Origin of the sequence: Micromonospora sp. NBS 11-29 (assembly GCF_002140155.1) — a bacterium.
Classification (GTDB): Bacteria; Actinomycetota; Actinomycetes; order Mycobacteriales; family Micromonosporaceae; genus Micromonospora.
The window spans coordinates 160,818-182,177 of record NZ_NAPR01000004.1 but is presented as its reverse complement, the minus strand read 5'-3'; the positions used below and the strand labels follow the sequence as shown (position 1 = coordinate 182,177).

General features: G+C 73.6%; 15 protein-coding genes and 5 pseudogenes. 14 read left to right on the top strand and 6 right to left on the bottom strand.

All coding sequences use genetic code 11. The features are described from left to right. Window positions 1-144: 144 nt before the first annotated feature. Window positions 145-865, top strand: a pseudogene (locus B1205_RS04890) (oxidoreductase). Between the two features lie 35 nt (window positions 866-900). Here the strand turns inward: B1205_RS04890 and B1205_RS04885 are convergent. The 3 genes and pseudogenes from B1205_RS04885 to B1205_RS04875 form a co-directional block, all read right to left on the bottom strand. After that, window positions 901-1,652 (bottom strand): annotated as a pseudogene (locus B1205_RS04885) (HAD family hydrolase). A gap of 447 nt (window positions 1,653-2,099) precedes the next feature. Next, on the bottom strand, window positions 2,100-2,987 hold the full coding sequence (locus tag B1205_RS04880) for a hypothetical protein (RefSeq protein ID WP_089154530.1): 888 nt from the start codon (window positions 2,985-2,987) through the stop codon (window positions 2,100-2,102). 125 nt (window positions 2,988-3,112) lie between these two features. Further along, on the bottom strand, window positions 3,113-3,808 hold the full coding sequence (locus B1205_RS04875) for a VHL beta domain-containing protein (protein WP_089154529.1): 696 nt from the start codon (window positions 3,806-3,808) through the stop codon (window positions 3,113-3,115). A gap of 310 nt (window positions 3,809-4,118) precedes the next feature. Here B1205_RS04875 and ssd point away from each other — a divergent pair. The 7 genes and pseudogenes from ssd (at window position 4,119) to B1205_RS04840 (ending at window position 9,355) form a co-directional block, all read left to right on the top strand. After that, window positions 4,119-5,167 (top strand): annotated as a pseudogene (gene ssd, locus B1205_RS04870) (septum site-determining protein Ssd). After that, on the top strand, window positions 5,164-6,375 hold the full coding sequence (locus tag B1205_RS04865) for a TadA family conjugal transfer-associated ATPase (RefSeq protein WP_089154528.1): 1,212 nt from the start codon (window positions 5,164-5,166) through the stop codon (window positions 6,373-6,375). Before ssd ends, B1205_RS04865 begins: the two are co-directional and overlap by 4 nt. Window positions 6,376-6,686: 311 nt before the next feature. After that, complete coding sequence (locus B1205_RS04860; protein ID WP_441338449.1) at window positions 6,687-7,574, top strand: type II secretion system F family protein; 888 nt, start codon at window positions 6,687-6,689, stop codon at window positions 7,572-7,574. Continuing rightward, on the top strand, window positions 7,574-8,314 hold the full coding sequence (locus B1205_RS04855; RefSeq protein WP_089154526.1) for a type II secretion system F family protein: 741 nt from the start codon (window positions 7,574-7,576) through the stop codon (window positions 8,312-8,314). Before B1205_RS04860 ends, B1205_RS04855 begins: the two co-directional genes overlap by 1 nt. A 23-nt stretch (window positions 8,315-8,337) precedes the next feature. After that, window positions 8,338-8,499 (top strand): annotated as a pseudogene (locus tag B1205_RS04850) (DUF4244 domain-containing protein); the annotation flags it as partial. Window positions 8,500-8,548: 49 nt separating this feature from the next. Continuing rightward, window positions 8,549-8,944 (top strand): TadE family type IV pilus minor pilin, encoded by a 396-nt coding sequence (locus tag B1205_RS04845; RefSeq protein ID WP_089154525.1) that lies wholly within the window; start codon window positions 8,549-8,551, stop codon window positions 8,942-8,944. 111 nt (window positions 8,945-9,055) lie between these two features. Next, a complete protein-coding gene (locus tag B1205_RS04840; RefSeq protein ID WP_089154524.1) occupies window positions 9,056-9,355 on the top strand; it encodes an Rv3654c family TadE-like protein in 300 nt (99 codons plus the stop codon). A gap of 184 nt (window positions 9,356-9,539) precedes the next feature. On the opposite strand, the gene B1205_RS04835 is transcribed toward B1205_RS04840, so the two are convergent. The 3 genes and pseudogenes from B1205_RS04835 to B1205_RS04825 form a co-directional block, all read right to left on the bottom strand. Then, window positions 9,540-10,118 carry a hypothetical protein gene (locus B1205_RS04835; protein ID WP_089154523.1) on the bottom strand — a complete coding sequence of 193 codons (579 nt, stop codon included), beginning with the start codon at window positions 10,116-10,118 and terminating at the stop codon, window positions 9,540-9,542. Window positions 10,119-10,456: 338 nt separating this feature from the next. After that, window positions 10,457-10,663 (bottom strand): hypothetical protein, encoded by a 207-nt coding sequence (locus B1205_RS04830; RefSeq protein WP_089154522.1) that lies wholly within the window; start codon window positions 10,661-10,663, stop codon window positions 10,457-10,459. 281 nt (window positions 10,664-10,944) lie between these two features. Continuing rightward, window positions 10,945-13,427 (bottom strand): annotated as a pseudogene (locus B1205_RS04825) (DEAD/DEAH box helicase). Window positions 13,428-13,551: 124 nt separating this feature from the next. Here B1205_RS04825 and B1205_RS04820 point away from each other — a divergent pair. The 6 genes from B1205_RS04820 (at window position 13,552) to topA (ending at window position 21,334) form a co-directional block, all read left to right on the top strand. After that, window positions 13,552-13,902: an STAS domain-containing protein gene (locus B1205_RS04820; protein WP_089154521.1), complete on the top strand. Its 351-nt coding sequence runs from the start codon at window positions 13,552-13,554 to the stop codon at window positions 13,900-13,902. Continuing rightward, window positions 13,902-14,339 (top strand): ATP-binding protein, encoded by a 438-nt coding sequence (locus tag B1205_RS04815; RefSeq protein WP_089154927.1) that lies wholly within the window; start codon window positions 13,902-13,904, stop codon window positions 14,337-14,339. The genes B1205_RS04820 and B1205_RS04815 overlap by 1 nt, the downstream gene beginning before the upstream one ends. 291 nt (window positions 14,340-14,630) lie before the next feature. Next, entirely contained in the window at window positions 14,631-16,982 is a 2,352-nt protein-coding gene (locus B1205_RS04810) for a sodium-translocating pyrophosphatase (RefSeq protein ID WP_089154520.1), read from the top strand. 104 nt (window positions 16,983-17,086) lie between these two features. After that, on the top strand, window positions 17,087-17,626 hold the full coding sequence (locus B1205_RS04805; protein WP_089154519.1) for a hypothetical protein: 540 nt from the start codon (window positions 17,087-17,089) through the stop codon (window positions 17,624-17,626). After that, on the top strand, window positions 17,617-18,225 hold the full coding sequence (locus tag B1205_RS04800) for a hypothetical protein (RefSeq protein WP_089154518.1): 609 nt from the start codon (window positions 17,617-17,619) through the stop codon (window positions 18,223-18,225). The genes B1205_RS04805 and B1205_RS04800 overlap by 10 nt, the downstream gene beginning before the upstream one ends. 301 nt (window positions 18,226-18,526) lie before the next feature. Next, a complete protein-coding gene (gene topA, locus B1205_RS04795) occupies window positions 18,527-21,334 on the top strand; it encodes a type I DNA topoisomerase (protein WP_089154517.1) in 2,808 nt (935 codons plus the stop codon). Window positions 21,335-21,360 lie beyond the last annotated feature (26 nt).

Genomic DNA, 21,360 nt, shown 5'->3' with positions numbered 1-21,360 from the left:
GTCCCGCCGTACCCCACCCGCGACCGCGCCGCCCCCACCGCGCGCCCAGCGGCCCTCCCCCCGCGCTGAGGTGCAAGGAAGGGGCCCCGCTTAACGCCTCCGGTATAGGAAGGGGCCCCGCTTAACACCCCGTACCGTGTCAGGGTGACCACCGACCCGCTCGCTCCGCTGCTCGCGCTCGCCGACGTCGCGCCCGCCGTCGAACGGGCCCGCGACCGGGTCGACCAGGCCCACCGGCACCGCGCGTTGCGCCGCCAGGGCGGCCAGGTCGCCGCGGAGGTCAGCCTCCGCTCGGCCGTGGCCAGCACCGCGCTCGAAGGCCGGGACCACGACCGCGAGGAGGTACGCGCCGGCACGGTCACCGACCCGGTGCTCCAGGGCGCGCTGCGGGTGGCCGGGGCGCTGCCCGGGCTCAGCGACCTGTGGCCCAGGGCACCCCGGCAGGTGCTCGCCCGGCTGCACGTGCTCGCCGCCCGGGACGTCGTGGCCGAGGAGGACNGTGGCGGCCCGCCTCGACGGCCTGTCCGGCCTGGTCGCCGGCGGTACGAAGGTGCCGCCACTGGTCCTGGCCGCCGTGGTGCACGGCGAACTGCTGAACCTGCGCCCCTTCCCGGGCCCGTCCGGCGTGGTGGCCCGGGCCGCCGCCCGGCTGGTGCTGATCTCGACCGGCTTCGACCCCCGCGGGCTGGTCGCCGTCGACGTCGGGCACCGCGAGCGGGAACCGGAGTACGTGGGCGCGGCCGGCGCCTTCGCCACCGGCACCCCCGACGGCCTGCGCTCCTGGCTACGGCACTACATGGCGGCGGTGGAGGTCGGCGCGGACCAGATCACGCTGATCGGCGACGAGATCCTCGCCGCGTCCTGACCTGGTCAGGTGCGTCTCCGGCGCGGACGAGATCGTCAGGCGGTGGGTGCCGCGGTCCGGGTGCGCCGGTGCCGGCCGTACCAGGCGATGCCGATCGCCACGCCCACACCCACCCCGAGCGCCGCCNCCGGAACTCCAGCACCGGCCAGCCGTTCTCCGCCGCCAGCTTGCGCAGCGCCCGGTCCGGATTGACCACGGAAGGATGCCCCACGCACTCCAGCAACGGCCGATCACTGTACGAGTCGGAGTAGGCGTACGAGTCGGACAGGTCGTAGTCGCGCTCCGAGGCCAACTCGCCGACGGCGTCGACCTTGCTCGGGCCGGCCGCGTAGAACTCCACCTCGCCGCTGTACCGGCCGTCGACGACCGCCATCCGGGTGGCGATCACATCGGTCACCCCGAGCAGTTCGCCGATCGGCCGGACCATCTCGTCACCCGACGCGGAAACCAGCACCACGTCCCGGCCGGCGGCCTGGTGCTCCTCGATGAGGGCGGCCGCCTCGGCGTACACATAGGGGTTGATCAGCTCGTGCAGCGTCTCCGCGACGATCTGGCGGACCTGTTCCACCGACCAGCCCTTGCACAGCGTGGCCAGGTAGTCCCGGGTGCGGGCCATGGTCTGCTCGTCGGTGCCGCCCAGCCGGAACATCAGCTGCGCGTACGCCGACTTGACCACGTCACGCCGAGTGATCAGCCCGTCCCGGTAGAACGGCCGACCGAACGCCAGAGCGCTCGACTTGGCGATGACGGTCTTGTCGAGATCGAAGAAAGCGGCGCTGCGGCCCACGGCGCGCAAGTCTAGCCGGACGGGCCGCGCGGGGCCGCCCGCCCCGGGGTCGGCATCGAGGGTGCACCCGCCAGAGTGACGGTGGTCACATCGGATGGGCCGGAAATTAGCTTTGCGTGGACTGAACACCACTCGACGTATAAGGGTCCGCTGCGGCATGCTTGTCCTCGCGACGGGAGTTCACGTCCCGTTGTCGCTCAGGCCCTCAGCGGTTGCACCCCCCGTGACCGCTGAGACGGTTCGGCTCGACCCCCCCGGAGCCGAACCACACGACGACCCCCGTCTCCCCCCGACGGGGGTCGTCCCTTTTGCGGGCCAGCGCCCCGCCCGACCGGCACCTCCCGGACGCCCGCCCGACACGGAGGCGCGATGCGAATGGCGACGACCCCACGATTTCGCCAGCGATGNGGCCGGACCGTCGATGGTCCGGCCGCCCGCTGTGGTGGATCAGGACTTGCGCAAAGCCACAATCGTGGTGTCGGTGACCTCGACGGGCTTGTTGTAGGTGGAGTCGTACCCCTCGGCCGTGGTGATGACCTCGGCGTCGCCCTTCGCGAACGGCCGGTCGCCGGTCGGCGTGGCCGTGGCGGTCCAGGTCGTCGCGCTGCCCGGGACGCAGTTCACCTGGGTCCGGAAGTCCCCTCGGACGATCCGCTTCTTGACGACCTGGGTGACCGCGCCGCGTACCGTGACCGGGGTGGCCTGGTTGCAGGTGACCGTGCCGTGCACCACGGCCTTGCCGCTCACCGTGCTGGCCGTGCCGTCGGTGGCGACGGCGAGCGCGAGGTCCAGCGGGGCCGGCGCGGGCGGGTTGGCGATGTGCACCTCGCCACGGGCTGCCGCCGCGCCGCCCTCGCAGTGCTGCTCGAACGTGGCGTCGAACGTCTGCACGTAGCCGTTCGGCCCGAAGACCGCGTTGAGCACCGTGAACGTCCCGGTCAACTCGTTGCAGCCGCGTCCGTCCCCGCTCAGGCTCAGGCCGGGGCCCGCGCCGTTGAAGGGGGAACGCGTCGCGTTGGCGTAGGTGCCCGGGGCGAGTGGCTGGCTGCCCGGAGCGTCGAAGTCCAAATACCACCAGTCGCCGTTGTAGCCGTTGACGCCGATCGACACGTGGCTTTCGTCGGCGGACGCGGTGGTGGTGAGCTGGTCTCCACCGTCGGTTGAATACGCGTACGACCGGCCGCCGGTGATGTAGTCGCCCGCGTCACCCTCGAAGGTGACCGAGCCGGACTCCACCGGTTGTGCCTGCGCCGGCCCTGCCGCGACCAGCCCGCCCAGTACCCCCGTGAGCGACAGGCTGGCCGCCAGGGCCACCCTTCGCCAGGACTTGTGCATCCCCGCTCCCCTCTGCATGGGACAGCAGGGCGGATACCCCGCCCGAAGTTGCTGTCGGCCCACTATTGCGCAGAGCGACGGTGCGGTTGTGCCCTCGTGACAATCATGTCCATCTCGGACAGAAGTCAGCGAATCACCGCGCGCAACGTCTGCCGGGCGGGTTCGAAGCACACGAGCGCCCGACCTCGCTCGTCGGTCACCACCCACGGGTGGCCCACGTACGTCTGCTGCCGGTAGGACCGCCCCGCCTGGAGCACCGCGTACCGCTGGCGCCGGCCGCCGTAGTCGAGCCAATTGACGACGACCGGTGCCGATCGGGCGTTGACGAATTCGACGAAGGTCTCCGGCCCGCCACCGGTGGAGCGCAACGTCCGCTCCCGGGATGCGGGGAGCGGGGTCAGCTCGCCGGGTCGGGTCGCGGGCGGTCTCGTGCTGCTGACCGACGGCTTCGGCGCGGGCGTCCGGCTGGCCGTCGTGGTGCGCCGGGGTGGGGTGGGTCGGCGGGTCGGCAGCACGGCGCGGGTGGAGAGCGACACCGGCGCCGGTGAGTACGAGTCGGTGGGCAGTTCCGCCGCGGACGTGGGGTAGGCCGGCGACACCAGGAAGGGTTCGCCGGAGACCGGTGGCGGCAGGTCCGGGCGGCGGGGCATGGCGAAGAAGCTCAGCGCGCCGGCGAGCACCACGACCACGAGCCCGACCGCCACCGAGGCGACCGTGGCCGGTGACGGGTCGCGGAGCCAGACCTGGGTGCCGCCGGGCGGCTCGGGTCGGGCGTGGTGCCGGGACGGTGTGGTTCCTGCGCCGTGCGGTGAGTCGGTCATGGCCTCGATTCCGCCAGCCGGTGCCGTCTGTTCCGCGGCAAGGGAACCGATTATGCGTGACGACCGATGCCCTCGGTCAACGGCTGCCGGTGCCGCCGGCCGGCGCCGGCGGATCGACCGTCCGACCAGCCTTAAGAGTTCCTGGCCGCACCGATGGCCAGGCATCGGCGCATAGCAGATCCACTCGCGCGCCGAGGTCTGTCCACAACCCTCCTCGTTGTCCACAGGCGCACGGCTTCGGGCCCCGTGAGACGGGCCGAGTCGGCAGGCTGCACCGCGGCACGTCCGAGTCCGACCGTTGGAGGCCGCCATGCCGCCCCGCACCCCGCTCCCGCCGTACCGTCGACTGCCCCTGCTCGTCACGGCCGACGATGACCTGCTCGACGAGCTGCTGCGGCTCGCCGCAGCCGGCGGCGCCGAGGTCGACCTGGCGGCCGACCCGGCCGCCGCNCCTGCCTGCGGGCCCGTCTTCCCCGGCGCACCCGCACCGTCCTGGTGGGACGCCCCGGCCAGCTTGATCCGGGTACGGAGTTGGCCGAGCTGATCGGCGCGGAGCACGTCGCGACGCTGCCCGCGGCCGAGCCCTGGCTGATCGACCGGCTCGCCGAGTGCGTGGCCGGGCCCGCTCAGGTGGGCCCGGGCCGGGTGGTGGCGGTGCTCGGCGGGCGCGGGGGCGCCGGGGCCAGCGTGCTCGCCGGCGGGCTCGCCGTGACCGCGGCCCGGTCCCAGTTGCGTACGCTGCTGGTCGACGCCGATCCGTTGGGCGGCGGTCTCGACCTGGTGCTCGGGTGGGAGCAGCTCGACGGCCTGCGTTGGCCCGAACTGGCCGGCACCGACGGCCGGGTCGACCCTCCGTCGTTGGTCCGCGCGCTGCCGAGCCGCGGTGACCTGGTGGTGCTCTCCTGGGACCGGGGCGATCTGCGGCACCTACCGGCCGAAGCGATGGCCGCCACGGTCGACGCCGGTCGGCGCGGGCGTGACCTGGTCGTCCTCGACCTACCCCGGCACCTCGACGACGCGGCCGTGATCGCCCTCCAGGCCGCGGACCGGGCATTCCTGGTCGTGCCGGCGGAACTACGGGCCACCGCCGCGGCGGCCCGGGTGGCCGCCGTGGTGGCCCCGCACTGCGCCGACGTGTCGGTGATCGTGCGCGGCCCGGCGCCGGGCCGGTTGCGCGCGGCCGAGGTGTGTCGTGCACTCGGCCTCCCGCTGGCCGGCACGCTCCGGCCCGAGCCCGGCCTGTGCCGAGGGCTGGAACGGGGTGAGGCGCCGGGCGCCACCGGCAAGGGACCGCTCGCCGTGCTGTGCCAGCGGCTGGTCGACGAGCTCACCGGCCGGTCCGCGGCGGGCGCGGCATGACCGGCCCGGCCGGCCCGGAGGAGATGGCTGTCCGGGTACGCCACCGGCTGGCCGCCGACGCCACCCCGGTCACCTCCGCCGCGGTCGTCTCCGCGGTACGCGCCGAGCCGGCCGCCGGCGTGCTCGGTGACACCACTCTGCTGCGGATCGCCGGCCGGGTGCACGACGACCTCGTGGGCGCTGGCCCACTCGCCCCGCTCCTGGCGGACCCCGAGGTCACCGATGTGCTGGTGAACGGCGTTCGGGTCTGGGTCGACCGGGGGCGAGGGCTGCACCAAGTGGCCGTGCCGCTCGGCACCGTCGACGACGTACGCCGGTTGGCGCAGCGCCTGACCGCGGCCGCCGGACGCCGGCTGGACGACGCCGCGCCCTTCGCCGACGCGCGGCTGCCCGACGGCACGCGGCTGCACGCCGTACTGCCACCGGTGGCGACCGAGGGTCCCTACCTGTCGCTGCGCACCTTCCGGCAGCGGCCGTTCACCCTGGACGAGCTGGTGATCCACGGGACCGTGCCCCGGCCGGTCGCGCCGCTGCTCGACGCCGTGGTGGCCGCCCGGCTGGCGTACCTGGTGACCGGCGGCACCGGTTCGGGCAAGACCACGCTGCTCAACACGTTGCTCGGGCTGGTGCCCGGCACCGAACGGATCGTCCTGGTGGAGGATGCCGCCGAGCTGCGACCGGTGCATCCGCATGTGATCGGCCTTCAGGCGCGGACCGCGAACGTGGAGGGTGTCGGCGCGGTCGGGCTCGGCGACCTGGTCCGGCAGGCGCTGCGGATGAGACCCGACCGGCTGGTGGTGGGCGAGTGCCGGGGTGCCGAGGTGGTCGACCTGCTGGGCGCGCTGAACACCGGCCACGACGGTGGGGCGGGCACGCTGCACGCCAACGCCCCGGCGGACGTGCCCGCCCGGCTGGAGGCGCTCGGCATGCTCGGCGGGCTGCCGCGGGTCGCGCTGCACGCCCAGGTCGCCGCCGCGCTACAGGTCGTCCTCCAGATGCGCCGGACCGGTGAGGGGCGGGTGCTCGACTCGATCGGCCTGCTCCTGCCGGAGGGACCCGACCGGCTGGTGACCGTGGTGCCGGCCTGGATGCGCGGTCGGGGTCTCGGTCTGGCCGCCCGACCGCTGGGCAACCTGCTGCACGCCCGGGGTGCGCCCGTACCGCCGATGCTCCGCGTGGCCTGGCCCGGCTCGGCGGGTCCGACATGACCGGCCAGCTCTGGTTGGTGGTCGTGCTCCTGGTCGGCGCGGCGGCCACGGTCGCCTGGCCGGTACGGGCGGGTCGATCCCGGCGGCGGGCGGTCCTCGACGTCGCCGCGGGGCTTATGCCGGTCGGCGGCGGCTCGCCGATCAATGGGGGCTCGTCCGGTGCATGGTTCGGCCAGGGCGCATCGGCCCGCGAAGGCGTTCCGGTCGGCACCCCGCCCGCCGGTGGTGGCGCTTCGGTCGCCAGGACGCCGATGGCCAGGACGCCGATGGCCGGGTCGCCGGTCCTCAGGGCGCCGATGGCCGGGTCGTCCATGGCCGGGTTGCCGGTCGTCCGGTTGCCGGTCGGCGGATCGCCGGTGGCTGGGTCGCCAGTCGGCGCGGGTACACGCGTCGGTGGGGACCGACCGACCGGCGGTAGCTCGGGCCGACTGCGGGCCAGGGGTGAATGGTCGTTCGGGCGGCTTGACGGGTCGCGCCGACCGGGTACCGGACCGAATCGTCCGCGACCGCCATGGTCCGGCCTCCGCCGCTGGGCCGCGGGCGGTGCCCCGCCACCGGAGCCCGGTCACGATCCGAACGGCCCGGCGGCCACGTGTGACAGCCGCCCGCCGGTCCCCGTCCGGCGCGCGTTGCCGGCGGCGGCGCTGCTCGGAGGCGTGGCAGGGGCAGTCCTCGGTGGCCCGGTGGCCGCGTTGGCACTGGCCGCCTACGGCACGCTCGCGGCGCGGGCGGTGTTGCGCCGGCGTACTCGTCAGGCGGCCGACCTCGTCCACCGCCGCGACCTCGACCGGCTCGGCGCGGTCGCCGCCGAACTGAGGGCGGGCCTGCCCGTGGACGGGATGTTCGACGGCGGTACGGGGCGGATCGCCCGGCTGGCCCGGGCCGCCGTGCGGCTGGCCGACCGGACCGGGGCGCCGCTGGCGGAGCTGCTCGAACGCGTCGAAGCCGATGCCCGCGCCGCCGACCGTGGCCTCGCCGCGGCGGCCGCCCAGGCGGCGGGGGCCCGGGCGACCGCCTGGCTGCTCGCCGCGCTGCCGCTCGGCGGGATCGGTCTCGGCTACGCCATCGGGGTCGACCCGGTGGGCGTGCTCCTGCACACCCCGGTGGGTGGCGGCAGCGCCCTCGCGGCTGTCGTCCTCCAGGTCGGTGGGCTGCTCTGGGCGGAGCGGCTCGGCGTGGGCCCCGGGCGGGCGGCCTGATGTCCCGCCAGGTGGTGGCCGCTGTCTGCCTGGCCGGTGCCGCGTCGCTTCTCGTCGTGGCCGGGGGCGTCGTCCGCCCGGCCCGGCGACTGCGCCGGCTCGTACCCGATCCTCGGCGAGCGGGACCGACCTGGCGCCCCGGCTGGTGGCCGGACCGGGTGCGGGTGGTCGCGGTCCTGGCCGGGACCGCCGCGTCGCTGCTCCTCGGTGGCTGGGCCGGACTGCTGGCCGGGCTTCTGGCCGGGGTGGCGGCGGACCGCCTGCTGCGTCGGATCGAGCCCCGCGCCGTACGTGACCGGCGGCTGCGCGAAACGGCCGACCTGCCACTCGCCGCCGACCTCCTGGCCGCGGCGCTCCGGGCCGGCGCGCCGGTCGACCGCTCGGCGTTGGCGGTTGCCGAGGCGCTCGGCGGGCCGCTCGCCGACCGGCTCGGCCGGGTGGGCCGCACCTTGGGCCTCGGCGGTTCGGCGACCGAGGCGTGGGCGCACCTGCGACCCGTGCTTGGGGCGGAGAGCCTGGTCGGTGCGGCGATCCGCTCGTCGAACAGCGGTGCCGCGCTGGCCGGCGCGCTCACCCGGCTCGCCGACGACCTGCGGGCCGAGCGCTCGACCGCGGCCGAGGCGTCCGCGCGGCGAGCCGGTGTGCTCATCGTGCTGCCGCTCGGGCTGTGCTTCCTGCCCGCATTCATTCTCGCCGGTCTGGTGCCGGTGATCGTCGCCGTTCTCGGCGACGTGCTGTGAACCATCGAGAAGGGACGTACGACATGCGCAAGCTCCTGAACCGCCTGCGGGGTGACGCCGGCATGAACACGGCCGAGTACGCCGTGGGCACCCTCGCCGCGGTCGCCTTCGCCGGGATCCTGTTGAAGGTGCTGACCTCCGGCAACGTGCAGTCCGCGTTGACCGCTGTCATCGACCGGGCCTTGNGGTCGCCGGCGGGCCGGCAGTCGGTGGCCCCACCCCCTCGCGACGACTGTGGCGGTCATCGATCCTGGTGACGGCGCTCGGCGACGTTCGTGGAGTGTCCGCGAGCGGGGCTCCTTCACCGCCGAGTTGGCGGCCGGCCTGCCGGCGTTGATGTTCCTGCTCCTCGCCGGCGTCACCGCGGTCGACGCGGTGACCACACGGGCAGGCTGCCTCGACGCGGCCCGGGAAGCGGCGCTCGCCGCCGCCCGGGGCGGGTCGGGGTCGGCTGCCGGCGCTCGGTACGCCCCCTCGGGAGCGGAGGTGACGCTGACCGTGACCGGCGACCGGGTGACCGCGACCGTACGAGCGCCGGTCCGGACGTTCGGGACCCGGCTGCCGCAGCTCACCGTGGTCGGTGTCGCGGTGGCGGCCCTGGAACCCGGCGTCCCGGGGCCGGTGCCATGACGCCGGCGAGATCGGCCTCCGCCGCCGACGCGTCGTCGAGGTGGTGCGCGCCCGGGACCGCGACCGGGTGGCCGCCTTCGTCGTCGCCCTCGATCGGCGGGGTGGACGTGCGTGGGGCGTCCACGGGCGGGTCACCGGCCGATCGGGGTGGGGCGACGGTGTGCCTGCTNCCGGGTCGCGGCCGACTTCGGCGCTCTCGCGGGCGCGGGTCATGTGCTCGACGGGGCGGACGCGGCATGTGGGCGCGCCGACGCGCTCGTCTCGGCCAACGGCGGTCGGCTGGTCCGTTGCCGGATCGACGGCCTCGACCTGATCGTCACGGCGCAGGTGCGGGTCGCCCCGGTGCCCGGTCTGACCCGTGACGTCACCGCGACGTCCCGGGCCGGCCCGGCCCGGAACGCCGACCTGTGAGGGGGCGGCGGGCCCGGGACGCCGACCTGTGAGGGTGCCCGTGGATCTCGGGCCGGGGTGGCCGACCTTTGTGGTTGGCCGCCCTGGCGGGCCGNCCGTGCCCGGTCGGGGCCTCACCCTTTGCGACGGCGGGTGGCCGCCCGGCGGGAGCCCTGCGACGGGGTGTCGCCGGGCGGGCCCGAGGTCAGCGGGACTGGAGGGCGTCCAGGCCCACCGCCATGGCGATGACCAGCCGGCGGTCGATCTGCGGGTGCTGGATGTCGACGACGTACCGGTCGCGCAGGCCCCACTTCTTGTCGACCGAGAACACCGGCTGACCGCCGGCCAGGAAGTCGAAGTGGTACGGCAGCCAGGACAGCGAGTCGACGAAGCGGCGCAGCAGCGCCACCGGCAGGCTGCGCTCCTGCCCGGTGGCCGGCGGCAGGCCGGGCTGCTCGACGTGCCAGGTCGAACGCAGCAGCGACTGGGCGAAGTCCTTGCGGAACAGGCCGATCGGGTTGCCGGCGTGGTCTGTCACGTCGTAGGTGGCACCGAGGTCGAGCCGCTGACGGGCCTTGAAGCCGAGGAGGGGGTACTGCTTGGTGTCGTCCGTGTAGATGGTGACCTGTTCCTTGAAGGCGAGCCGCTTCTGCTGGGCGAACGCGAGCAGCCCGCCCTCGGAGCCGTCCGGTGCCACGGCGTGCACCTCGTACTGATTGACCATCATCCGGATCCGTTGACGGACGATGAACCGGTGCTGGGCCTGCAGGCTGTCGAGCGACATCTGATCTCCTTCGAGGGGGTCGCCGGAGTCTCGCACAGTGCGTTCACCCCCGTGCGCTCGCACGCCACCCCGGTCACACCCCACACGCTGCCCAATCATGCCTTCGGCCGCCGCCAACCGGCGCCACACGCCCTGCCACCGTCACGGGTCCTGCCACCCATCACGGGTCCTGCCGTGACGGAGCCTGCCGCGGCGTGATCCACTCCAGTTCGCCGAGGTGGCAGCATCGATCGCCACCTGACACCGTCACCTCGGCGAGCTGGCGAGGGTGTCAGCTGGTCGACTCGGCCGGTGGGGCGCCAGTCGAATCAAGTCGGCGGTCCGGTGGCGAGGCGAGCTCAGCGTCCGCCGTCGACCGTTGCCTTCATCGCCCAGGTGTTGAGCACCTGGTGAATGCCTCGCAGGCGTTCGTTGATCTGTTCCAGCCGCTCCGCCTGAGCCAGGTTCGCCAGCGCGGTACCCAGCGCTATCTGCTGGTCCGGCGTGAGGCTTTCCTGGTCGATGGTGTAGAGCAGCTCGACGGTCTCGGCGATCGTGTCGGCCACGGCGTCACCTCCGGCGGACGGGTCTCGGGTCACGTCTGCGCTACCAAAATGATGCATGGAAGCGCTCCCATGTATCAATGCCCCGCCGGTGCCGGCCTCATGCACCCGTCCCACGAACCAGACGCCGATCTTGGCCGCCCGCCGGGCACCGGGCCGCCCGCGCGGCACCGGGCCGGCCACCGCACCGGCCGATGCCGCAGTCGTCACTTCGGCGAAGTGGCGGCATTGTCCGCCGGGGATACCGCCACTTCCCCGAGCTGGTGGCCGAGAGTCGCTGACGGTCAGTCCGGCGGGCCGCTTCCGGCCGTCGACCGGCGGGCCGTCCGGTGGTCCTGCCGAGGCAGAGCCCCGGCGTGCCCCGCGCCACACGCCGGGTCGATCTCCCCGTCGGCCGTCCCGGCTGCCGTCGGGTCGACCTTCCCGTCGGCCGTCGCGGCCGTCGCCGCGTCGGCCGGCCCGGCGGGCAGGTTGGTGAGGACCACGTCGAGGACCTGGACGGCTTCTGACTTGGCCAGCGGGTTGTTGCCGTTTCCGCACTTCGGGGACTGGACGCAGGACGGGCACCCGGTCTCGCAGCCACACTCGGCGATCGCGTCCCGGGTGGCGCGCAGCCAGGCGGCGGCCGTCCGGTACGCCCGCTCGGCGAATCCCGCCCCGCCCGGATGACCGTCGTAGACGAAGACGGTCGGCGCCTCGGTGTCCGGGTGCAGGGCGGTGGAGAGCCCGCCGATGTCCCAGCGGTCACAGGTCGCCATCAGCGGCAGCAGGCCGATCGCGGCGTGCTCGGCGGCGTGCAGGGCCCCCGGCACGTCCGCCGCCTCCACCCCGGCCCGGGCCAGCGACCCGGGGGAGAGCGTGAACCAGACGGCGACGGTACGCAGCTCCCGCGCCGGCAGGTCCAGCGGGCGGGTGTCGATCACCTCGCCGGTGGCGATGCGTCGCCGCTGGTACGACACCACCTGGCTGGTCACGTCCACCTCGCCGAGGAAGAGCCCGACCGGGCCGGCGTCGGTGTACGAGCGGACGGAGACCACGGAGAGCGAGGTGACGTCGCGGGCGTGGGTGGACCAGTCCGGCTCCTCGGCGTGCACCAGCGCGCACCCGTCGGCCAGGTCGAGCGAGTCGACCACGTACGAGACGCCCTGGTGGAGGTAGACCGCGCCGGTGTGGAGCAGGAAGTGGGCGGAACCACCGTCGACGGTGCCGAGCAGCCGGCCGGTGGACTCCTCCACCACGCAGACCGGCGCGCCGCCCTCGCCGCGCAGGTCGACCTCGGGGCGCTCGCGGTGCCGCCAGTACCAGCCGGTGGGCCGCTGCCGCAGCGCACCCGCCTCGACCNGAGCGGGGCCTCGTGCGCGGCGCAGGCGAGCTGTGGGGCGAGCACGTAGGGGTTGCCCGGGTCGAGCACGGTGGCTTCGACGGGCCGCCCGAACAGCGCCTCCGGGTGGTGCACGAGGTAGGTGTCGAGCGGGTCGTCGCGGGCCACCAGCACGGCCAGCGCCTCGTCGCCGCTGCGGCCGGCGCGTCCGGCCTGCTGCCACAGCGAGGCCCGGGTGCCCGGCCAGCCGCAGATCAGCACCGCGTCCAGCCCGACCAGGTCGACGCCGAGTTCGAGCGCGTTGGTGGAGGCGAGGCCGAGCAGGTCGCCGTGCAGCAGCGCCCGTTCCAGCTCGCGGCGCTCCTCGCGCAGGTAGCCGGCCCGGTAGGCGGCGACCCGGCCGCCCAGCCCGGGCACCGCCTCGTCGAGCGCCCGGCGGGCGTTTGCGGCGACCACCTCGGCGCCCTTGCGGGACCGGACGAACGCGAGCGTGCGGACCCCCTCGACCACGCTGTCGGCGAGCAGGTCGGCGGTCTCCCGCAGCGCGGAGCGGCGCACCGACACCAGGTCGGCCTCCGGAGGGGCATCACCCAAAGGCAGCAGCGGCGGCTCCCAGAGCGCGAACGTCACCCCGCCGCGCGGCGAGGTGTCCTCGGTGACGGCGGTGACGGGCAGGCCGGTGAGCCGCCCGGCCGCCGTCGCCGGGTCACCGGACGTGGCGGAGGCCAGCAGGAAAGTCGGGGTGCCGCGCGAGCCCGCGAGCGCCTGACCGGGGGTACGCCCGAAGCGGGCGCACTGCCGACGCAACCGCCGCAGCACATGCGCGACGTGCGAGCCGAAGACACCCCGGTAGGTGTGGCACTCGTCGACCACCACGTACGCGAGCCGGCGCAGGAAGCCGGACCAGTGCGCGTGCCCGGGCAGGATGCCGTGGTGCAGCATGTCCGGGTTGGTCAGCACGAAGCGGGCGTGGCGACGGATCCACTCCCGTTCGGCGCGCGGCGTGTCCCCGTCGTAGGTGGCGGGGCGTACCCCGTCGAGGTCCAGGCCGGCGACGGCGCGGAGCTGGTCGGCGGCGAGCGCCTTGGTCGGGGCGAGGTAGAGCACCGTGGCGCGCGGGTCGGCGAGCAGCGTGCTCAACGCCGGGAGCTGGTACGCCAGGGACTTGCCGGACGCCGTGCCGGTGGCGACGACGACGTGCTGCCCCGCGTACGCCAGCTCGGCGGCCTCGGCCTGGTGCCGCCACGGGGCGACGACGCCGCGGCGCGCGAACGCCGCCCGTAGTTCCTCGGGTGCCCAGCCGGGCCAGGGTGCCGGCTCGCCGGTGCGGGCCGGCACCCGCTCGACGTGGGTGACCGGGTCGGTGGCGTGGCGCAACCGCAACCGGCGCAGCAGCTCGGCCGGCGTGCGCCCGGGGCCGGAGCTGTCGTCGGTCACGTCCTGCACTCTCGCACTGGTGTTCGGAATTGGGAACCGCTGGGTGGGGGTATGGGGATGGGCGGACCGGTGACCCGTGGGGTCGCACCGCCGGGATGGTTAGATGCCCAGGAGAGTTTACCGAGGAGGGCCGATGGAGCTGTCGCTGGCGACCCGCACCGTGGGGGAGCACACGGTGCTTGAGGTCGGCGGTGAGGTGGATGTCTACACCGCCCCCCGCCTGCGGGAACGGCTTCTGGAGTTGATCGACGGCGGGGCCCGCCACGTCGTGGTGGACCTGGGTCGGGTGGACTTCCTCGACTCGACCGGGCTCGGCGTGCTGGTCGGTGCGCTCAAGCGGCTCCGCGCGGCCGGCGGCTCGTTCGGCCTGGTCTGCGACAAGGAGCCACTGCTCAAGATCTTCCGGATCACCGCCCTGGACCAGGTCTTCCCGCTGCACCCGACGGTCGACGCGGCCATCGCCGCCGGCTCCACCGGCGCGTGATGGCCACCGTCAAGCTCTCATTCTCCCCGGCGCCGGTGCACGTGCGCACGGCCCGCCTGGTCGGCGTCGCGGTGGCCCGGCGGGCCGGGGTACGCGAGGACCTGCTCGACGAGGTGCGCTTGGCCATCGGTGAGGCGTGCACCCGGGCGGTCGCGTTGCACCGGCAGTACGGGCTGGCCGACCCGGTCTACGTGGAGATGTCCGACGGCGTGGGGTACACGGTGCGGGTGGTGGACCGGGCCCCGATCGAGGCGGGCCTCGGGCTGGCTGCGCTCGGCCCGGACGAGTTGGCGAAGGAGTCGCTCAGCGAGGACGCGCTGACCACCGGGGTGGGTTTCGCCCTGCTCGCCGGCTTCGTCGAGGACCTCCAGGTCCGCCCGTTCGACGAGGGCGTCGGCACCGAGGTCCGGATGACCTGGCCGGCCGGCCGCGCCTGACCCGTTCCATCGCAGGCCGCGTTCCCCCTCGGGGGTGCGCGGCCTCGTCGTGTTGCCCGGCTATATATCAGAATTTCTCGCATAACACAGTTACGAAGATCATCGAGACTCGGTGCCCCCTGCGTGTGACCCTCACCACGCCGGACGGCTACAGTACCCGGGTTGTCAGCATGTGATCCGCCCGCTTGCCTGCGGGAACGGGTGGTTGGCGCGCGCTGGCGAGTTCGCATCCAGGCGTCGGCCCGTGCGTCTCCACGAGCCGGCGCGAGTGTTCGGTACAGGAGGACACAGATGTCCGGGACCTTGGCCGCCGACGGCGGCGCCCTGTCCCTTACCGGAGCCAATGTGACGTACGTCGTCATCGCCGCGGTCATCGCGCTGGTGGCGCTCGTCTTCGCCGCCGCCCTGACCAAGGCGGTACTGGCAGCCGGTACGGGAACCACCAACATGCAGGAGATTTCCGGGGCGGTGCAGGAGGGCGCTTCGGCGTACCTGCTGCGGCAGTTCCGCACGCTGGCGATCTTCGTGGTGATCGCCGTCGTGTTGCTGTTCCTGCTGCCGGTGCACGACACCGACGGCAGCGAGACCCTGGTGAAGATCGGCCGGTCGGCGTTCTTCGTGGTGGGGGCGCTGTTCAGCGCGTTCATCGGCGGCGCCGGCATGTGGCTGGCCACCCGCGCGAACCTGCGGGTCGCCGCCGCCGCCCGGGAGCGCGAAGGCGGGCGCGAGGGCGCCATGAAGATCGCCTTCCGTACGGGTGGCGTGGTCGGCTTCCTCACCGTCGGCCTCGGCCTGTTCGGCGCGGCGCTGGTCGTCATCCTGTTCCGGGGTGACGCCCCGACCGTGCTGGAGGGCTTCGGCTTCGGCGCCGCGCTGCTCGCCATGTTCATGCGGGTCGGCGGCGGCATCTTCACCAAGGCCGCCGACGTCGGCGCCGACCTGGTCGGCAAGGTCGAGCAGGGCATCCCGGAGGACGACCCGCGTAACGCCGCCACCATCGCCGACAACGTGGGCGACAACGTCGGCGACTGCGCCGGCATGGCCGCCGACCTGTTCGAGTCGTACGCGGTGACGCTGGTCGCCGCGCTGATCCTCGGTCGTGCCGCGTTCGGCGAGGACGGCCTGGTGTTCCCGCTGATCATCTCCACCATCGGTGTGCTGGTCGCGATCGTCGGCGTCTTCATCACCCGGCTGCGCACCAGCGACCGCAACGGCCTGACCGCGATCAACCGGGCCTTCTACCTCTCCGCGGTGATCTCCGCGGTGCTGGTGGCGATCGCCGCGTTCGCGTACCTGCCGGCGACCTTCGGTGAGCTGGAGGGCGGGCTGACCGACGTCGACCGCAACCCGCGACTGGTGGCCATCGGCGCGGTCGTGATCGGCATCGTGCTGGCCGCCGCGATCCAGGCGCTGACCGGCTACTTCACCGAGACCAACCGCCGCCCGGTGCAGGACATCGGCAAGAGCTCCCAGACCGGCGCGGCCACCGTCATCCTGGCCGGCATCAGCATCGGCCTGGAGTCGGCGGTCTACTCGGCGCTGCTGATCGGCGCCGGCGTGTTCGGCGCGTTCCTGCTCGGCGGCAGCTCGATCACGCTGTCGCTGTTCGCGGTCGCCCTGGCCGGCACCGGCCTGCTCACCACCGTCGGCGTCATCGTCGCGATGGACACGTTCGGCCCGATCTCCGACAACGCGCAGGGCGTGGCCGAGATGTCCGGCGACATCGACGAGCACGGCGCGCGGACGCTGACCGAGCTGGACGCGGTCGGCAACACCACCAAGGCGATCACCAAGGGCATCGCGATCGCCACCGCCGTCCTGGCCGCGACCGCGCTGTTCGGCTCCTACACCGACACGCTGCGCTCGTCGTACTCCGACGCCGGGGTGGGCGACGTCGGCAACGAGATCCTCAACGCGCTCAACGTGGCGAACCCCCGCAACCTGGTCGGCCTGATCATCGGCGCCGCGGTGGTCTTCCTCTTCTCCGGTCTGGCCATCAACGCGGTCTCCCGCTCGGCCGGCGCCGTGGTGATGGAGGTACGCCGGCAGTTCCGCGAGCTGCCCGGGATCATGGACCGCACCCAGCGGCCCGAGTACGGCAAGGTCGTGGACATCTGCACCCGCGACGCGCAGCGCGAACTGCTGACCCCCGGCCTGCTCGCCATCCTGGCCCCGATCGCGGTCGGCTTCGGCCTCGGCCCGGGCGCGCTGGCCGCGTACCTGGCCGGCGCGATCGGCGCGGGCACGTTGATGGCGGTCTTCCTGGCCAACTCCGGTGGCGCCTGGGACAACGGCAAGAAGTTGGTCGAGGACGGCGCGTACGGCGGCAAGGGCTCCGACGCGCACGCCGCCACCGTCATCGGTGACACCGTCGGTGACCCGTTCAAGGACACCGCCGGCCCGGCGATCAACCCGCTGATCAAGGTGATGAACCTGGTCTCGCTGCTGATCGCGCCAGCCGTGGTGGCCTGGAGCGTGGGCGACGACCGGAACACCCCGCTGCGGATCACGATCGCCGTGGTGGCCGCGCTGGTCATCGTCGCGGCGGTGGTGTTCAGCAAGCGCAAGGGCGTGGCGATGGCCGACTCGGACGACACCGGTGCGGGCACCCCGGACCAGCGTCCGGAGACGGTCAACGCCTGACCGGTCGGACAGGGTTCCCGGTCGGTCGCGGCCGACCGGGAACCGGTCCCCTGCCCGAAACCTGACCGGTGGCGCTTCCGCCCCGAGGTCGTACGCTGCAACGCATGCGTACGCGCCGGGCGGCAACCGCCGGAAAGCTCACGGTGGTCCTGGCCACGCTCGCCGTCGTCGTCGCCGGATGCGGCGGGCCCAGCCCGCGGGCGTGGGCCGCCTCGGTCTGCCAGGCGCTGACCCCGTGGCGCGCGGAGATCTCGAAGTTGACCAGCAGCACCCAGCAGCAGATGACCGCGCAGACCTCCCCGGCGCAGGCCAAGGAGAACCTGGTCCGGCTCTTCGCCGGCGCCGAGCAGGCCAGCGAGGCGGCCCGGCGCAAGGTCGAGGAGGCGGGTGTGCCCGAGGCGAAGCACGGCGCCGAGGTCTCGGCCGGGTTCCGCGGCTCGCTGAGCCGGATGCGGGACGCGTACGGACGGGCCCGGACCACCGTCGACCAGCTCGACACCGCCCGGGCCGGCCCGTTCTACGACGGCGTGCGCGCCGCCGTGGACACGCTCAACAAGGAGTACGACGCGAGCGCGTTGGACACCAGCACGCTCGACTCACCTGAGCTGAAAGTGGCCTTCGACGAGGTCCCGGAGTGTCGCTGACCCCACCCACCCCGAATCCGGCCCGCCAGCCCTCGCTGTTCTCCACCGAGGCGGCCGATCCCGTGCTGGCGGACCTCGCCGGCCTGCTCGCCGGGCCGGCGGAGGTGGTGCGGATGGGCGGCACGGCCCGACTCTCCGTGGTGGTGGACGCCGCCTGGCGGGTGCACGTGCTGGTGGCCGAGCTGGCCGCCCGGGGCGTGCCGGCGAGCTGGGAGCCGGCCGGGGACGGGCGGCACCGGGTGCGCACCGCGTACACGAGCATGCTGGCGCCGCTCGCGCGGGCCTGGCTGCGCGGCGCGGCGAAGCGGCCACCGGCCCGGTTCCACCTCGACGGGCGGCGGCTCCGGCTCTGGGTCGCCGCCGCCGGGCGGCCCGAACCGGCCGGGTTCCGGCTCGGTCTCGGGCCGGCCGACGAGCCGAGCTGGCCGGCGGTACGCGCCGCGCTGGCCGTGGTGGGGCTGCCGGCCGCGTTCGTGGAACCGGACGAGGGCGGGCCGGCGTACCGGATCGGTGAACGGCGGGTGACCCGGCTCGCGGAGCTGGTGGGGGAGCGGCCCCCGGCCGCGCCGGCGGACGGGTGGCCGGGCTCGCGCGGCTGATCCGCCGACGGTCCGATCGCGGGCGGCCCGGCGGCGGTTCGCGGCGGAGAACGAGCCAACTCGCCTTCCCCGGGGAGCGCGTGATCGTCACAGTGACCCGCCCGGCGCCCTACCCACGGTGTACGGTGGCGCCGTCCGGCAGGGTACGGCCGGCGGTCGTCGGGGGAGCGGCCCGTCTGCCGTCCACGGGACCCGGAACGCGCCCGGGGCGCGTTACGTTGGACATCCGGGCCACCCACGGTCCGGGCGGTGCAACACGGCCCGAAGCGGGCGTGGCGTAGGAGTGAGGTCGGGGAGAGACGTGCCGAGCAACGCTGGAACCACCCGTCTGGTCATCGTCGAGTCACCGGCGAAGGCCAAGACGATCTCGGGCTACCTCGGCCCGGGGTACGTCGTGGAGGCCAGCTTCGGCCACGTCCGGGACCTGCCCCGCAACGCCGCCGACGTGCCGGCGAAGTACAAGGGCGAGCCGTGGGCGCGGCTCGGCGTCGACGTCGACAACGGCTTCCACGCGCTTTACGTGGTCTCCGCCGACCGTCGCCAGCAGATCAGCAAGCTGGTGAAGCTCGCCAAGGAGGTCGACGAGATCTTCCTGGCGACGGACGAGGACCGTGAGGGCGAGGCGATCGCCTGGCACCTGGTGGAGACGCTCAAGCCCAAGGTGCCGGTCAAGCGGATGGTCTTCCACGAGATCACCAAGCCGGCCATCCAGGCCGCGGTGGCGAACCCCCGGGAGATCGACCGCGACCTGGTCGACGCCCAGGAGGCCCGCCGCATCCTCGACCGGCTCTACGGCTACGAGGTCTCCCCGGTGCTGTGGAAGAAGGTCATGCCGAAGCTCTCGGCGGGCCGGGTGCAGTCCGTGGCGACCCGGATCGTGGTCGAGCGGGAGCGCCAGCGGATGGCGTTCCGCACCGCCGAGTACTGGGACATCCTGGCCACCCTGGCGGTGGAGAAGCCGGGTGAGGGTCCGCGCACGTTCAACGCCACCCTGGTCGCGCTCAACGGCGACCGGATCGCCACCGGAAAGGACTTCGAGCCGACCACCGGCAAGGTTCGTGCCGGTGCGGGTGTCGTCCACCTCGACTCCGGCGGTGCCCGGGGCTTGGCGGCCCGCCTCGACGGGCGGCCGTTCACGGTCACCCGGGTCGAGGAGAAGCCCTACCGCCGCCGCCCGTACGCGCCGTTCATCACCTCCACGCTCCAGCAGGAGGCGGCCCGCAAGCTGCGGTTCTCGTCCCAACAGACGATGCGCACCGCGCAGCGGCTCTACGAGAACGGCTACATCACCTACATGCGTACCGACTCGGTGAACCTGTCGGAGACCGCCATCGCCGCGGCCCGCCGGCAGATCGTCGAGCTGTACGGCGAGCGCAGCGTGCCGCCGGAGCCGCGCCGCTACACCGGCAAGGTGAAGAACGCGCAGGAGGCGCACGAGGCGATCCGCCCGGCGGGGGACAACTTCCGCACTCCGGGCGACGTGGCCCGGGAGATCTCCGGCGACGAGTTCAAGCTCTACGAGCTGATCTGGCGGCGCACCATCGCCTCGCAGATGACCGACGCGGTCGGCTCCAGCGTGTCGGTGCGGATCCGGGCCGTCTCCTCCGCCCAGGAGGAGGCCGACTTCGGCGCCACCGGCAAGACCATCACCGACCCGGGCTTCCTCCGCGCGTACGTCGAGTCGAGCGACGACGAGAACGCCGAGGCGGAGGACGCCGAGCGGCGGCTGCCCACCCTGGTCAAGGACCAGCCGCTGACCGCCGACGAGTTGGCCGCGCAGGGCCACCACACCCAGCCGCCGTCGCGCTACACCGAAGCGTCGCTGGTGAAGGCGCTGGAGGAGCTGGGCATCGGCCGCCCCTCCACGTACGCCTCGATCATGCAGACCATCCAGGACCGCGGGTACGTGAACAAGCGCGGCCAGGCCATGATCCCGACGTTCCTGGCGTTCGCGGTGATCGGGCTGATGGAGCGGCACTACCCGCGCCTGATCGACTACGACTTCACCGCCAGCATGGAGAACGAACTGGACGAGATCGCCGGCGGTGACCACGCCGCCGTCGACTTCCTCACCTCCTTCTACTTCGGCAGCGCCAACGGCACCGGCGACCAGGCCATCGCGCACGCCGGTGGGTTGAAGAAGCTGGTCACCGAGAACCTCAGCGAGATCGACGCGCGCAGCGTGAACTCCATCCCGCTGCACACCGACGAGGAGGGGCGCGAGGTCGTCGTCCGGGTCGGCCGGTACGGGCCGTACCTGCAACGGGCGCTGCCGGGCTCGACCTCGACCTCGACCTCTGGTGAGGGCGAGGGCGAGGAGGGCGGCTCGCCGGGCGACCGCGCGCCGATCCCGGAGGGCCTGGCGCCCGACGAGCTGACCCCGGAGAAGGTGCACGAGCTGTTCCTCGGCGGCGGGGGTGAGCGCAAGCTCGGCGACGACCCGGCGACCGGGGAGCCGATCCTGCTCAAGTCCGGCCGGTTCGGCCCGTACGTGGCAAGTGGCGAGCGCAAGTCGTCGCTGCTGCGCTCCCAGTCGCCGGACGACCTCACCCTGGACCAGGCGCTGCGGCTGCTCAGCCTGCCCCGGCTGGTCGGGGTGGCCCCGGACGGGGTCGAGGTGTTCGCCAACAACGGCCGCTACGGCCCGTACGTCAAGCGCGGTGACGAGTTCCGTTCGCTGGACTCGGAGGACAAGATGTTCACCGTCACGCTGGACGAGGCGTTGGCGCTGCTGGCCGCCCCGAAGACACGCCAGCGGCGGGCCGCCGCGCCGCCCCTGCGGGAGATGGGCGCCGACCCGGTCACCGAGAAGCCGCTGGTGATCAAGGACGGGCGCTTCGGGCCGTACGTGACCGATGGCGAGTTCAACGCGTCGCTGCGGCGCGGGCAGACGCCGGAGGAGCTGACGCTGGCCGAGGCGTCCGAGATGCTGGCCGAGAAGCGCGCGAAGGGCCCGGCTCCGAAGAAGAAGGCCACCAAGAAGGCCGCCCCCGCCAAGAAGACGACGGTCGCGAAGAAGACCACGGCGGCGAAGAAGACCACGGCTGCGAAGAAGACCCCCGCGAAGAAGGCGGCCCCCAAGAAGGCGACCTCAACTCCGAAGGAGTGATTCTTGGTACGGATCCGCCCCTCCAG